The sequence below is a fragment of the Sphingomonas sp. genome (assembly GCF_024508665.1).
GTDB lineage: Bacteria > Pseudomonadota > Alphaproteobacteria > Sphingomonadales > Sphingomonadaceae > Sphingomonas.
The window spans coordinates 603,201-617,314 of the sequence record NZ_JANINP010000006.1; the positions used below are offsets into that span (position 1 = coordinate 603,201).

The 14,114-nt window shown below is 65.2% G+C and carries 9 protein-coding genes; 6 read left to right on the plus strand and 3 right to left on the minus strand.

The genetic code is table 11. The features are described 5' to 3' along the window. Positions 1 to 7: 7 nt before the first annotated feature. Complete coding sequence (locus tag Q0L25_RS11770) at positions 8 to 1,936, minus strand: hypothetical protein (protein ID WP_296614448.1); 1,929 nt, start codon at positions 1,934 to 1,936, stop codon at positions 8 to 10. A gap of 182 nt (positions 1,937 to 2,118) precedes the next feature. On the opposite strand from Q0L25_RS11770, the gene Q0L25_RS11775 reads away from it, so the two are divergent. Further along, positions 2,119 to 3,180: a LacI family DNA-binding transcriptional regulator gene (locus Q0L25_RS11775; protein ID WP_296614450.1), complete on the plus strand. Its 1,062-nt coding sequence runs from the start codon at positions 2,119 to 2,121 to the stop codon at positions 3,178 to 3,180. A 9-nt stretch (positions 3,181 to 3,189) separates the two neighbouring features. On the opposite strand, the gene Q0L25_RS11780 is transcribed toward Q0L25_RS11775, so the two are convergent. Both Q0L25_RS11780 and Q0L25_RS11785 read right to left on the minus strand, forming a co-directional pair. Then, on the minus strand, positions 3,190 to 5,079 hold the full coding sequence (locus tag Q0L25_RS11780; protein WP_296614452.1) for a sialate O-acetylesterase: 1,890 nt from the start codon (positions 5,077 to 5,079) through the stop codon (positions 3,190 to 3,192). A gap of 14 nt (positions 5,080 to 5,093) precedes the next feature. Continuing rightward, the gene (locus Q0L25_RS11785) at positions 5,094 to 6,110 is read right to left on the minus strand and encodes a cupin-like domain-containing protein (RefSeq protein ID WP_296614453.1); all 1,017 of its coding nucleotides are present in this window, start codon (positions 6,108 to 6,110) and stop codon (positions 5,094 to 5,096) included. A 315-nt stretch (positions 6,111 to 6,425) separates the two neighbouring features. Here Q0L25_RS11785 and Q0L25_RS11790 point away from each other — a divergent pair, with 315 nt between their 5' ends. The 5 genes from Q0L25_RS11790 to Q0L25_RS11810 all read left to right on the plus strand — a co-directional run bounded on the left by Q0L25_RS11790 (position 6,426) and on the right by Q0L25_RS11810 (position 14,111). Beyond that, positions 6,426 to 9,491, plus strand: coding sequence for a TonB-dependent receptor (locus Q0L25_RS11790; protein WP_296614455.1), 3,066 nt, complete (start codon positions 6,426 to 6,428; stop codon positions 9,489 to 9,491). Positions 9,492 to 9,577: 86 nt separating this feature from the next. Continuing rightward, positions 9,578 to 11,083, plus strand: a complete 1,506-nt coding sequence (locus tag Q0L25_RS11795; protein ID WP_296614456.1) for a tryptophan halogenase family protein — start codon at positions 9,578 to 9,580, stop codon at positions 11,081 to 11,083. Further along, positions 11,080 to 12,600 (plus strand): tryptophan halogenase family protein, encoded by a 1,521-nt coding sequence (locus tag Q0L25_RS11800; protein ID WP_296614458.1) that lies wholly within the window; start codon positions 11,080 to 11,082, stop codon positions 12,598 to 12,600. The genes Q0L25_RS11795 and Q0L25_RS11800 overlap by 4 nt, the downstream gene beginning before the upstream one ends. Positions 12,601 to 12,613: 13 nt before the next feature. Continuing rightward, the gene (locus Q0L25_RS11805; protein WP_296614460.1) at positions 12,614 to 13,267 is read left to right on the plus strand and encodes a hypothetical protein; all 654 of its coding nucleotides are present in this window, start codon (positions 12,614 to 12,616) and stop codon (positions 13,265 to 13,267) included. A gap of 1 nt (position 13,268) precedes the next feature. Next, positions 13,269 to 14,111 (plus strand): aldose 1-epimerase, encoded by an 843-nt coding sequence (locus Q0L25_RS11810; protein ID WP_296614461.1) that lies wholly within the window; start codon positions 13,269 to 13,271, stop codon positions 14,109 to 14,111. Positions 14,112 to 14,114: the final 3 nt, after the last annotated feature.

Genomic DNA, 14,114 nt, shown 5'->3' on the forward strand with positions numbered 1-14,114 from the left:
CCTGAATTCATCTGCTGGTGGCGATCGCGCGGAACGAATGCGGCGGCAGGTCGAGCACGAAACGCGTCCAGCCCGGCTGGGCGTCCCTGCCGCCGGGCACCGGCGCGGCGGCGGCGATCGGCTCGTTGCCGGAGAGTTCGACCGCTTTGACGCCATCGCCCTTGACGATCAGCGTCGCCGTGGCCGGCTGGTCGCGGAAATTCTCCACGACGTAAGATCCGTTGTCATAGGCGAAGAGCGCGACATTGGCCGGCCCCGCGAGGTGTGCTGGGAAGTCCTGCATCGTCATCGCGCGGATATGGTCGAGCGCCGCGGTCGGCAAATTATAGAGGTCGCTCGGATTTTCGGGCGTCGCCAGCATCATCAGTGTGCCTTGCGAATATCGGTTCATCAGCAGGATCGGGAATCCCTTCTGCCCCGATACCCCGCGCACGACCGCCCAGCTGTCATTGGTGTAGAAGCGCATATCGGGGAACAATATCGGCCGCGCCGCGCCGCCAGGATCGTCGAGCAGGCGGCCGTTGCCGGCGCCGAATCCCTCGACGAAATGATCGACTGCGACGGTCCGCCCGGTCGGCGTCCATTCGGCGAGATCCGCGAAGCGCGTGCCGAGCGCGGACACGAAGCCCGACGTCACGACGACCGTCGCGCCGCCTTTCAGGCTCGCTTGTATTTTCGCAACGATTGCGGGGTCGGCCGCAGCCGCCTCGGTCAGCAGGATCGTCCTGGCTCCGGCGGGATAGGTCGGCGCCAATTCGATCGGGATGCCGATATTGCCGAGATAATTGTGCAGGAAATCGTCGCCGCTCGACTGATACGGTTTGTAGCTCGCGACGCCGATCGGCTTGCCGAGCGATCCGAGCACCGTATCGACTGCGTCGAGCGACAGTCCCGCTGCGCGCGCCCAGCCCGCCGGCGTCCGCGATCCCGACTGCCGCCAGTTCCACGCGGCCGCCGACCAGTCGAAGCTGGTTCCCATATTGGCCCAGGGTCGCTCGCCCTCGTCGGCGCCCGCGTCTGACGCCATCGGGCTCCAGTTGAACAAGGTGATCTCCGGGGCCTTGGCGAGCATCGTGTCCCACAATTGCTCGGCATAGCGATCGAGGGAGCGCGTACTGAACGTGTCGACCCAGCCGCCGCCGTTCGCGCCCGGACGGATGTTCGAATAATAGCGATAGATCGAATAGCTCTCATATTGCTGGAGCAGCTGATCGGTGATCACCGGGTCGCGCGTTTCGGTGCCGGTATAGATGCCGTCGAAAGCCTTCGCCTCCTGGTCGAGGTCGTAGCCCAGCCCCTGAAAATGCTCGTACCAGTTCGGATATTTGATGATCATCCGGACCTTGGGATTCTCCGCCTTGGCCGGGCGCAGCACAAGGTCGCGCGCGACGGCCCGCATCGTGTCGAGCCGATATTGCGTCCAGCTGCGCTTGCCCTTGGCGGCGATGTTGGCATCGCTCTTCGAGGTGAAGAAGAAGAAGTCGTCCAGGATGACCTGATCGAAATGCCGCGCCGCGAGCCGCACCGCGCGCTCGCATTCGGCGCGGTCGTCGCGGTCCTCGTAATCGAACGTGCCGAACTGACCGTTCTTGCCGCCTGCGGCGAGCGTGATGCCGCCGGCGACCTCTATGCCCTTTTCGCGGAAATAGGACGACACCTTGGTCAGTTCGTCATCGGTCGCGAACTGGTGGTCGCGATAGGCCTCGATATAGACCTTGTCGAAATGGAGCTGGCCGGCGACGCGGGCATATTCGCGGTCGAATGTCGCCCGGTCGGCGAGCGCGCGGACATTGCCGACGACGACGTAGATCGCCACCTTGAAGTTGCGATACGGGGCAGGGGCGGCGGCAGGTGCCGCGTCAAGCGAAGGAGGTGCGGCGGCGGCTGGTGTCGCGGTCAATCCCGCGACAGCAGCGAGCAGGACGGCGAGCGCCATCGATTCAAAACGTCGCCGGCGGGCATTTTCAGGCACGCATATCTCCCCTCTACGCCGGGTTGTTCCCGAGTCATTGGGAGCGCTACCATAAGAATTGTGCCGCTGGCAATCGCGTCGTGTCGGAATGTGGCGAAAGGATTTTGACTGGGCTTGACCCGTCCTGCTGCGCTACACGCCCGCGAATGAGCGCGGGAACAACGCAGAAGCGCAAGGGCCGTGGTGGCGATGCGCCGAGGATCGAGGACGTCGCCAAGCGGGCCGGCGTCTCGCCGATGACGGTGTCGCGCGTTATCAACGGCGCGAGCCATGTTCGCCAGGCGGCGCGCGACGCCGTCAACGAAGCGATCGCCGCGCTCAATTACGCACCCAATCGCGCCGCACGCAGCTTGGCCGGCGGCGGCCAGGTGCGTCTCGGGCTGCTCTACAGCAACCCCAGCGCGGCCTATCTCAGCGAGTTCCTGGTCGGCAGTCTCGATCAGGCGAGCCGCTCCGACGTCCAATTGGTCGTCGAGAAGTGCGATCGCGGAGAGGGCGAGGAAGCGAGTGCGCGCCACCTGATCAAAAGCGGGATCGACGGCATCCTGCTGCCGCCGCCTTTGTGCGATTCGCAACCGCTGATCGATCTGCTCGCGGCCGAGAATGTCACCGCGGTCGCGGTCGCCACGGCGCGACTCGCGGATGGGATCTCGACCGTATCGATCGACGATTTCGCCGCGGCGGAGGCAATGACGCGCCACATCGTCGCACAGGGCCACCGGCGGATCGGCTTCATCATCGGCAATCCCGACCAGACCGCGAGCGCGCGGCGGCTCGAAGGCTATAAGGCCGCGCTGGCCGAGGCCGGGATCGCGGTCGACGAGGCGCTGATCAAGCAGGGGCTGTTCACTTATCGCTCCGGGCTCGAAGCGAGCGAGGCGCTGCTCGATCTGCCGCAGCCTCCGACTGCCATCTTCGCCAGCAACGATGACATGGCGGCCGCCGCGGTGGCGGTCGCGCACCGCCGCGGACTGGACGTGCCGGGAGACGTCAGCGTGTGCGGGTTCGACGACACCGCGCTCGCCACCGCGATTTGGCCCGAGTTGACGACCGTCCGCCAGCCGATCGCGGCGATGTCGCGGGCCGCGATCGAGATGCTGGTGGCCGAGGTCAATGCGCGGCGCCAGGGCAAGATGCCGGAGCCCAGACGGCTGGTGCTCGACTTCACATTGGTCGAGCGCGAATCGGACGGACAATTGGGGGCCTAGGCCCGGCCATTATCTCCCGATCGGCAAGCGGAACCCCGTCGCCGGCAGTCCGTGCGGATTGTAGAGATTCACGATGGGGCTCGCCTGCCACAGATAGCGGACCTCGCTCGCCTTGCCGTCGTCGGGCACCAGCACCGTGTCGCTGTGCGCGACCGCATCGGCGTAATGACACTGGCCGGCGGTGTCGCACAGTTCGAACCCGATGACCTGGCCGCCACCGACCGTCACCAGCGGGCCATGCGCGAAGCGGATCGCGATCTTGCCATCGCGCCGCGTCGCTGTGGTCGGGGCAGGTCCGCGCGCCTCGACTTGTTCGCCCAGGGCAATCGCGCGCGCTCCGAGCGCTAGGCGATGGCCAACGTCCTCCTTGTTGGTCGGGTGGATGTCGGCGACCTGGCCGATGTCGAGCGCGCTGGCCAGGCCCACCTTGGGATCGGCATCGGCGACGCGGCGCTGGACGTCGCGCAATTGCGCCCAGGGGTCGTCGACGGGTTGCGAGGTCAGTGGCCCGAATCCGGCAAGCTGGACCATCAGGAACGGCTCGGCGCCGAAACGCTTGCGCCAGTCGGCGATCAACAGCGGCATCAGCTCGGCATATCCCGCGGCGTCGGTGACGTTTGCTTCACCCTGATACCAGGCGAAACCCTTGACCGGGAAATTGTCCAGCGGCGCGATCATACCGTTGTAGAGCGTGGTTCGTCCGCTTCCGCCGAGCCAGGGTATCGCCGGCGGCATGCCGGTCGCGGCGAGCGCCTCGCCGCGCGCGAACTGCCAATCCTTCAAGGGAAGAACGGTACCGTCCGCGAGCGTCAACGTGCGCGAGACGGTGCCCCACAGGCCACCGCCTCCACCGGTATCGATCGCGGCGACCTCGATCACATTGTCGCCGGCACGGAGTAGGCCGGGCGCGACCGGATAGCGGCGCGGCGCGTCCCATCCCTGGAGCGCGCCGACCGTGGTGCCGTTGATCCGGGTGAGGTCGATATCGTCGACCGCGCCGATCGCCAGTTGGGCCTTGCCCACTTGCGCGCCGGTGAGCGTCACGTGCGCGCGATAATAGCCGATGCCGTCGAAGCTCGCGAGCGCGGGGTCGCCCCAAGTCTCCCAGGGCGCGGTCGAGGGTGCCGGACGCCAGGCGGCATTGGCGGGTGCCGATACGCGCGCGCCGAGCCACTTTTCGACCGTGCGGCGCCATTGCAGCGATGCGGCCGCGGGATCGCGCCCGTAAAGACCCAGCAGGTCGAGCGCTGGGCGATAGCGCGGCAGCGTCGCCAACGATTCGCGGCTGATCCAGTCCTCGATCACCGACCCGCCCCAGGCCGAGGAGATCAGCCCGACCGCGATCCCCTGTCGCTGCTGGAGGTCCCGGCCCATGAAATAGCAGGCGGCCGAGAAGTCGGCGGCGCTGGCGGGAGCCGAGACTTGCCAGCCGACCGGCGCGCCGAAGCCCGCTTGCGGCGTCGCGCTCGACTGGCGCGGCACGTTGAACAGGCGCAGCAACGGATGGGCGGATTGCTGTACCTCGGCATCGGCATTCGTCGCGTGACGCAGCGTGAACTCCATGTTCGACTGGCCCGAGCACAGCCAGACGTCGCCAACCATGACGTCGCCGAGCGTCGCGCTCGCTCCGCCGCTCGACGCGGTCAGCGTGTATGGGCCGCCGGCGGACTTCGCTGGCAGGGTTGCGCGCCAGGCGCCCTCGGCGTCGGCCACGGCACGGACGGTCGCGCCCGCGAAGCTCAGCACGACTTCCGACCTGGGCGCGGCATGGCCATGCACCGCGATCGCACGATCACGCTGCAGCACCGCATGGTCGGTAAACGGCGCGTCGAACGTCACCTGTGCCGCCGCCGGCGCGGCAGCCAACATCCAGAATGCCACGATCGTCCAGCGCATCATCTTTTCTCTCCTGATTATTTCGATTGGAGCACCGCGGCGATCACTCGGTGCAGGTCGCGCCGCATCTCGGGCGAGATCGGCCCCATTATCCCGCGCGCATGTTCAGGCAGATGGGTTGCCTGTCCGGCATCGTCGGCAAAAACCAGATGGTCGAGCAGCGCGCGCCATGCCGCCCGGCGTGCCGGTGGCAGATCGCGGAACGCCAGCAAGGCGTGCAGCATCGCCTGGACCGGCGCGGTCGGCAGAGCGTGATCGCTCCACCAGTAATTGACCAGGATGCTGACCGGATCGAGCGACCGCACCGCATGCCACCACAGATAGGGAATGAAGATCGCGTCGCCCGGTCCGAGCTCGGCCGTCCGCGCATATTTCTCCGCTTCGGCGTAGCGTGGATAAAGATCGCGATCGGGCGCGTCGACATCGACCATGCTCACCGGCGTGCCCGCCGGAGTCAGCTCGAACGGCCCCAGATAGAGATTCCCCGCCTGATCCGGCGGAAACAAGGTGAACCGTCGGCGACCGGCGACGACGCAGGCGACATTGTCGTTCGAATCGTAATGGGTGGCGACCGAGATGGCATTGCCAATCCAGATCCGTGCCGCGATCGACGGGTCGAGTAGGGGCATAGCATGCCGTTCGGCGAATCCCGGCAGCACCTCGCGCACCGGTGCCGATTGCATCGCTATCGCCAGCGGATGAGTGTCGTTCGCTTGACGCACCAATTGGTCGAGCAGATCGGCAACGGTCGCGTCACGGCGCCCGAAATTGAGGCCGGTCATGTCGCGCGTGTAGAAGAAGCGGCCATTGATCGACGGGTGACCGGCGACACAGCTGGCAACGCCGCCGCCATGGAATGCTTTCAGGAAAGTGACCAGAGCGGCCGGACCGTTGTCGGCCGCCCTGACGACTGGCCAGTCGCGCACCAGTCCGCGCAACACCACCGGCTCAGCCGCCGCGACCAGGCCCGCGAACCGTTTCGGCGCGCCGCTGTGGTCGCAGTCCAGCACGATCTCGCGAATAGGGGCCGTCACCCGTTCCGTCCGCCGCGACGCCGAACGATGCCGCCCTTCATGGCCAACTCTCCCCATCGCGTTGTTTCAAAAGGAAATGCCGATCCTGCTGTGCCGGCGCCAGAAACGCCTAGCACCAAGGATGGATAAAAAAAATTGGTAGCGCAAACATTTTTGGTTGAGGTAGCGTTATCACGGTGATATTCACACAATCAGCCGAGGCACCAGACCACGGCGGCAGAAAGCACCCGGGAGGTGCTCGTGGAGGGGAAACCGGATGCTATCCGATCTGTCATTCACGCGCTTCCCTGGCCTGCGTTCAGGAAGGGAAGTTTGATGTTCCAGTCGAATATGCTTGAAGGCGCGACGCAGCCGGCCATCGATCGCCGCAATTTGCGCGGAGGGACATCGGCCCTCGCTTTGGCCTTTGCCGCAATGCTCGCCGTCCCGGCGCATGCGCAGACGACCGTTAATGCCAGCGCGTCGGTCGATGCGGCTGGGGCCGACAAGCCCGTGGACGGTCAGACGACCGGCGACGAATCGACGATCAACACCCAGACCAAGGGCGATATCATCGTCACCGGCATTCGCGCGTCGGTGCAGAACGCGACTCAGCGCAAGAAGAACTCGGAACAGATCATCGACTCGATCACCGCGACCGATATCGGCGCGCTGCCCGATCGCTCGGTGTCGGAAGCACTGCAGCGCATCGCGGGCGTCACGCTCCAGCGCACCAACGAGAATCGCGATCCGGCACGCCTGTCGTCCGAAGGCGGCGGCGTCTTCATTCGCGGGCTTTCCTTCGTCCGCTCGGAGCTGAACGGCCGCGACGTCTTCTCGGCGAATAACGGCCGCGGCCTGTCTTTCGAGGACGTCTCTTCCGACCTGCTCGCCGGCGTCGACGTCTACAAGAACCCTTCGGCCGAACTGGTCGAAGGCGGGATTGGCGGCATCGTCAATCTGCGCACGCGCAAGCCGTTCGATGCCAAGGGGCTGGTCATCGCCTTTTCGGGCGACGCCAATTATGCCGACTTGCGCAAGAAGACCTTCTTTTCGGGCAATATCCTCGCCAGCGACCGCTGGCAGTCTCCGCTCGGGGAGATGGGTCTGCTCGTTTCCTACAGCCTTGGCAATATCGGCAACCGCACCGACAGCATCACTGGCGGGCGCTATGACCCGCAGCCCCTGACCGCGCCGCAAGGCGGGTTCGCTACGGGCACCAACGTGTACGTTCCCGCTGGAATGGGATTCCGTCGGATCGATTGGCAGCAGCGCCGCACCGCGATCGACGCGGCGTTCCAGTGGAAGCCGAGCGACACCCTGCTCATCACGCTCGAAGGGTTGATCGCCAAGGCGACACCGCAGGATATCGAAAATGCGGTCGGCGATTACGATACGCCCAACGCCAACGACACGGTCAACAACACCAATCTAAGCTATGGTCCGCAGGGTCAGCTGCAATCTGGTACGCTGGCCAATCGCAACCTCAACTTCGATACGCGGTCGGGCAAGCAGACCAAGAAGACGCAGGACTATTCGTTCAATCTCCGTTGGACTCCCAATGCCAATTGGGCGGTCAGTGCCGATGTCCAATATGTGAAGTCGACGGCCCAGGTTTACAGCATGACCGCCTTCACCCAGGTCGGCATCCCATCGACGATCAAGTTCGACTTCAGCGGCAACGATCCGTCGCTGACCATCTCGCCGACCGCCGGCGGCAGCTACAGCGACAAGAGCGCTTATTGGTGGGCGGCCGCGATGGATCACATCGAGGACAACGAGGCGCATGAATGGGCCGAGCGCGCCGACGTCGAATATACGTTCACCGACTCGCCGTTCCTCAAGTCGTTCCGCCTCGGCGGCCGGGTCACAGACCGTAACGCGATCACACGCCAGACCGGTTACAATTGGGCCTTGCTGTCGGCGCAATATTGGGGCGGCGGCGCGCCGGTCTATCTCAACCAGACCGGCTTCGACGCGACGCACCAGAACGCTTTGCTGCCGCAGCAATCCAACCTTTTCAATTACACCAACTTCTTCCGTGGCAAGGTGCCGTCGGTCGGCGGATATTGGTTCCCAACCGCGGCACTGGTCCAGAATGGCACCGCCAATGCCTATAATTATCTCAGCAACACCGAATCCGCCGGCTGGGGCTGGACGCCGCTGACCGGTGATTATTCGCTGGCTGCGCCGGGAGCCGACAATGTCAGCGGCGGCATCAACAATCAGACCGAGCGCACCTATGCCGGCTATGCCTTGCTGCGGTTCGGCCAGGATCAGGGCAGTGGCTTCCATTTCGACGGCAATGTCGGCGTGCGCGTCATCCGTACCGAAACCGGCGCTTCGGGGTCGGCGATCCGCGTGGCCGCGCCAGCGACAGGGTGTGGGCCGACCACGACGGCGGCCAATTGCGCGATTATTACCCAAGCTATCGCGTTCGCCGGCGGTAACATCGGCGGGCTCACCCAAAGGTCGAGTGGTTCGTATACCGACGTGCTGCCGAGCCTAAACCTGCGTTTCTTCTTGAATGACCAAGTCCAGCTCCGCCTTGCTGCGGCGAAGGCAATCGTTCGCCCGACCTTTGCGCAGCTCAATCCATTCACGTCGCTGGGCTTCAGCTTCGACGCGAACGGCGCACCCAACGGTGTCGGAGTCGGCGGGCGAACTACGGCATTCACCGGAACGGCGGGCAACCCGGATCTCAAACCGACCCGGGCCAACCAGTTCGACGCCAGCCTCGAATGGTATTTCGGCAAATCGAACAGCCTGACCTTGGCCGCCTTCTACAAGGATATCAGCAACTACATCTTCGCCGGCGTCGCGTCGCAAACCTATACCAGCGGCGGCCAGACGCTCACCTTCGACGTGACGCGTCAGACCAATGGCGCGCACGGCAAGATCAAAGGGTTCGAGCTCGCCTATACGCAGTTCTTCGACGGACTGCCTGGCGCGCTCGGCGGCCTCGGCTTCCAGGGCAATCTAACCTATGTCGACTCCAGCGGCGGTGCCAACACGGCCGTCAACGTGTTCGACGCCAACCAGACCACCAATGCCAAGATCTCCAACCTGCCGCTCGAGGGCCTGTCGAAATGGTCCTACAACATCGCGGGAATATACGAGAAATACGGCGTGTCGGCACGCGTCGCCTATAACTGGCGCTCGCACTACCTGCTGACCACGTCGGCGGCGAACATCAATTATCCAGTTTGGTCGGAAGCCTATGGCCAGCTTGACGCGTCCGTGCTCGTGACGGTGTTCAAACACTATAAGGTCGGGGTGCAGGCAACCAACCTGCTCAATTCGCGGACGTATCTCGACGTGGGCGATTCCAATTTGCGGCCACGCTACAGCTGGACCGATACCGACCGCCGGTTCGCGTTCATCCTGCGCGGCTCATTCTGAGCTTCGTTGAAGCCATTGAGGTTCCCGCACCTTGCGGGAACCTCGTTCTTCGCCGATGAACATTCATCGGCCGGCGGCAGAACGACATGAATGAAGCGGCGCTCAGGAAGATCGTCATCGTCGGCGGAGGTTCCGCGGGGTGGATGGCTGCCGCGATCCTCGGCCACTTTCTTCCCCCGCCTGCCTGCGAGATCTTGCTGATCGAATCCGACGAGATCGGAATCGTCGGCGTGGGCGAGGGCACGGTGCCCCTGATGACCCATTTCAACGGGCTGTTGGGGATTGACGAGCGCGATTTCGTCGCAGCCACCAACGGCACGTTCAAGCTCGGCGTGGATTTCCGCGACTGGGGCGAAGTCGGCAATTCGCATTTCAACGGTTTTGGCGATTACGGCGACACGATCGAGGGGATCTCGCCGCACCATCACTGGCTCAAGCTTCATCGCCTGGGCGACCCGCGACCGATCGAGGATTGGTCGATGCCTTGGGCCGCCGCCCGGCGGGGGCGTTTCGCCCCGGCTGAAACGCTGCCGGCCGAAGACGCGTTCTTCAAGCACGCCTATCATTTCGATGCTACTCTCTACGCCCGCTTCCTGCGCGCTCATTCGGAAGCTCGTGGCGTGCGCCGCCGCGAGGGTCGCATCACCGGCGTAAATCTCGATCCCGAGACCGGTTTCGTGAAGAGCGTGACGATGGCCGACGGGGAGACGATCGAAGGCGATTTCTTCATCGATTGCTCGGGCTTCGTCGGGTTGCTGATCGACAAGGCGCTCGGCGTCGGCTTTCGCGACTGGTCGAGCCTGTTGCCGTGCGACCGCGCGGTCGCGGTCGGATCCGAATCCGTCGAGCACCTTACGCCCTTCACGCGGTCGACCGCCAAGACCGCGGGTTGGCAGTGGCGTATCCCGCTGCAGCATCGGACCGGCAACGGCCACGTCTATTGCAGCGATTTCATGTCGGACGACGAGGCGGCGACGACGCTGCTCGACGGGCTCGACGCGCCGGCCTTGGGCGAACCGCGCCTGCTGAAGTTCAAGACCGGGCATCGCCAGCGCTTCTGGGAAAAGAATGTCGTCGCGGTCGGGCTGGCGGCGGGGTTCATGGAACCGCTCGAATCGACCAGCATCCAGCTGATCCAGACCGCGCTCGCGCGCGTGATCGAGCTGATTCCGGATCGCCGGTTCGACCCGGTGATGATCGAGGAATATAACCGGGTCACTCAGGCCGAGTGGGAGCGGATCCGCGACTTCCTGATCCTGCATTACTGCCCGACCCGGCGGCCCGAGCCATTCTGGCGGCACTGCGCGACGATGCCGATCCCAGACACGCTCGCCTATAAGATCGCGGTGTTCGAAAGCTGTGGCCGGGTCGCCTTGTTCTCCGAGGAATCGTACCAGGAACCCAGTTGGGTGGCGATCTTCCTGGGCAACAACATGCTCCCGCGCCGCTACGATCCGCTGGTCGACCGGCTGCCGCTCGAGCATCTGCGCGGCGGCATGAACCAGCGCGCGAACGCGATCGCGCGCGCCGCCGAGCGTATGCCCGAGCAGCGCGCGTTCATCGCTAGTTGCTGCGCGGCGCAGGCGGCATGAGCGACACGCCCGGTCCGATCCGCTCGATCGTCATCGCCGGTGGCGGCACCGCGGGTTGGATGGCGGCGGCCGCACTGTCGCTTGCGATGGGCGCGAGCGATTGCACCATCACGTTGGTCGAGTCCGAGGAGATCGGTACCGTTGGGGTCGGCGAGGCGACGATCCCGCCGATCCGCCTGTTCAATGGCATGCTCGGGATCGACGAGAACGAGTTCGTCCTCGCGACCGGCGGCACGTTCAAGCTGGCGATCGAATTCGTCGACTGGACACGGCTGGGGCATCGTTACTTCCACCCGTTCGGCCGGTTCGGCGACGATTTCGGCATGACCCCGTTCCACCAGCAATGGCTGCGCTGCCGCGCCGCGGGAAGCGAGACGCCGCTTTCGGCTTTCTCGCTGACCGAGCAGGCGGCCTTGGCGGGGAAATTTGACCGGCCACCGGGATCTCCCGGCGTCTTCTCGACCTTTTCCTATGCCTATCATTTTGACGCTTCGCTCTACGCGCGCTTCCTGCGGCGCTATGCCGAGGCGCGCGGGGTCACGCGGATCGAAGGCAAGATCGGCGACGTCCGGATCGGGCCTGAAAGTGGGCTCATCGAGCGGTTGACGCTCGACGACGGACGTGAGGTCGCGGGCGAGCTGTTCATCGACTGCACCGGCTTCCGCGGACTCTTGATTGGCCAAGCGCTCGGCGAGCCCTATGAGGATTGGAGCCACTGGTTGCCGTGCAACCGCGCGCTGGCCCTGCCGAGCGAACGGCTGGCCGATCTGCCGCCCTTCACCCGTTCGACCGCGCGCAGCGCCGGATGGCAATGGCGCATTCCGCTGCAGCACCGCACCGGTAATGGCCATGTCTATTGCAGCGACTTCATTTCCGACGAAGAAGCCGCGCGTGTTCTGATCAAGGATCTCGGCGCCGCCGCCACCGGCGATCCGCGCCCGTTGCGCTTCACCACCGGCCGCCGTCGCAACACCTGGGTCGGCAATTGCGTATCGCTAGGGCTCGCCTCGGGCTTTCTCGAGCCGCTCGAATCGACCAGCATCCATATGATCCAGACCGGCATCACCAAATTGCTCGCCTGGTTTCCCGATCGCGGTTTCGATCCCGTCAGTCGCGCCGAATATAACCGACAGGTCGGTGCCGAATATGAGAGCGTGCGCGACTTCCTGGTGCTTCACTACAACCGCGTCGAGCGCGACGATTCGGATTTCTGGCGGATGTGCCGCGCGATGGAGATTCCCGACACGCTCGCCGCAAAGATTGACGCGTTCGAACGCACCGGGCGGTTTATCGATCGTGGCAAGGACCTGTTCGAGGCGCCGAGCTGGCTTGCCGTGCTGATCGGGCAAGGCGTCACGCCGCGCGCCTACGACCCGATGACGCTTGCGGTGCCGGAAAACGACGCACAACGCGTGCTCGCGGCGATGCGCAAGGTGATCGCCGACACCGTGACGCAGATGCCGTCGCAGGCCGCGCATATCGACCGCCATTGCCGGATACCGGCGGGCCAGGCGTGAAAGGAGACTGGAGATGAGGATCGCACTTCCCCTCGCGGCGCTGCTGGCAATAACCGTCCCTGCCGCCGCGCAGGACGTCGCGCCGGTCGATGGCAAGCCCGGAACCGACATCGTATCCGCCGGTAGAATCGGCGACGTCCATGTGGTCGCCGAGACCACCTTGGCCAAAGGCCGCCTCGTGCTCCATGTCGTGGCGGTCAATCGCAGTAAAGCGAGCGCTCCGTTCGGGCCGGAAAACATTGCGCTCGCTGCGGCCGACGGCACCGCTATCGCGCTCCTTCCGCGCGACAGATTGCTCGCCGAGGCCGGGGCCGCCGCGCCGGTCGTTGGCAGCAGCACCGCCTCGTCCGGCTATGCCGCGCCCACCCTGTCGACCAACGGCGCCGGCCAGCTCGACACAACCGGCTACACCGGTGGCATGGGTGGGGTGTCGGCCGGCGGCGTACCCCAGGATACGCTCGATCGGTCCCGGGCAGCGCCGGCGAAAGTCGATGTCGCCAAGCTTGACGAAGTGCTGCTCAAGCAAGCCGAAGTGAAGCCGGGCGCGGTCGAGGGCGGGCAAGTCGTGAGCGACAAGCTCAAGCTGCGCGGCGACCGCATCGTGGTCATTACCGTGAATTTCGCCGGCGAACGCCACATCGTCCGCCTGCCCGCGCCCAAGAATTAGAGTGCGCACGCCGATGGCGCTGCGCGCTGGACCTTGGGAGGCGGGACTGCTCCCGGAATTGGGCGGCGCGATCGCCTATCTGACGCGCGATGGCCGCGACGTGCTGCGGCGCGCGCCGGACGGTGTCGACGATCCGCTCGAGACCGGCTGCTTCCCGCTCGTCCCTTATGCCAACCGCATCGCGCATGGGCGCTTCTCCTTCGCCGGCGAAGCGCATCTTCTGCCGCTCAATTTCGGCGATCACCCGCATAGCCTGCACGGCATCGGCTGGCAGTCGCGCTGGACGATGCGCATGGAGGGGGCTGCCGACGCGGCTATGGACTTGCGGCACGACGGCGGCGACGGGTGGCCTTGGCCCTTCCGCGCCGAGCAGCGCCTGGCACTGGACGATGATGGCCTGACGATCAGCCTGGCGCTCGCGAATGAGGGTGATCGCGCGATGCCCGCGGGCCTTGGCCTGCACCCCTATCTCCCGCGCGACGCCTCGACCCGGCTGACGATGGCGGTGGAGCGGATGTGGGAAAGCGACGAGACGATGATCCCGACCCACGCGGTCGCGGCCGACGCGTTCGGCGACTGGAGCGCGGGTGCGGACTTTCCCGATCGACTGATCGACAACAGCTTTGATGGGTGGACAGGTCAGGCCGTAATCGACGGCGCGGGCGGCATCATCCGGATCAGCGCGATCGGCGCGCGGGCCGTTCATCTCTACGCGCCGCCGAGCGAGAGCTTCCTGTGCGTCGAGCCGGTGTCGCACCTGCCCGACGCGCTCAACCAGGGTTTCTCGATCGACACGCTCGATCCCGGCGAAACCCTTGCGCTGACGATGCGCATCACGGATTGAACC

Coding starts and splice junctions, on each gene's coding strand:
- Q0L25_RS11805 (WP_296614460.1), top strand. CDS start 12,614: ATGAGGATCGCACTTCCCCTCGCGGCGCTGCTGGCAATAACCGTCCCT.
- Q0L25_RS11795 (WP_296614456.1), top strand. CDS start 9,578: ATGAATGAAGCGGCGCTCAGGAAGATCGTCATCGTCGGCGGAGGTTCC.
- Q0L25_RS11800 (WP_296614458.1), top strand. CDS start 11,080: ATGAGCGACACGCCCGGTCCGATCCGCTCGATCGTCATCGCCGGTGGC.
- Q0L25_RS11790 (WP_296614455.1), top strand. CDS start 6,426: ATGTTCCAGTCGAATATGCTTGAAGGCGCGACGCAGCCGGCCATCGAT.
- Q0L25_RS11780 (WP_296614452.1), bottom strand. CDS start 5,079: ATGATGCGCTGGACGATCGTGGCATTCTGGATGTTGGCTGCCGCGCCG.
- Q0L25_RS11770 (WP_296614448.1), bottom strand. CDS start 1,936: ATGGCGCTCGCCGTCCTGCTCGCTGCTGTCGCGGGATTGACCGCGACA.
- Q0L25_RS11775 (WP_296614450.1), top strand. CDS start 2,119: ATGAGCGCGGGAACAACGCAGAAGCGCAAGGGCCGTGGTGGCGATGCG.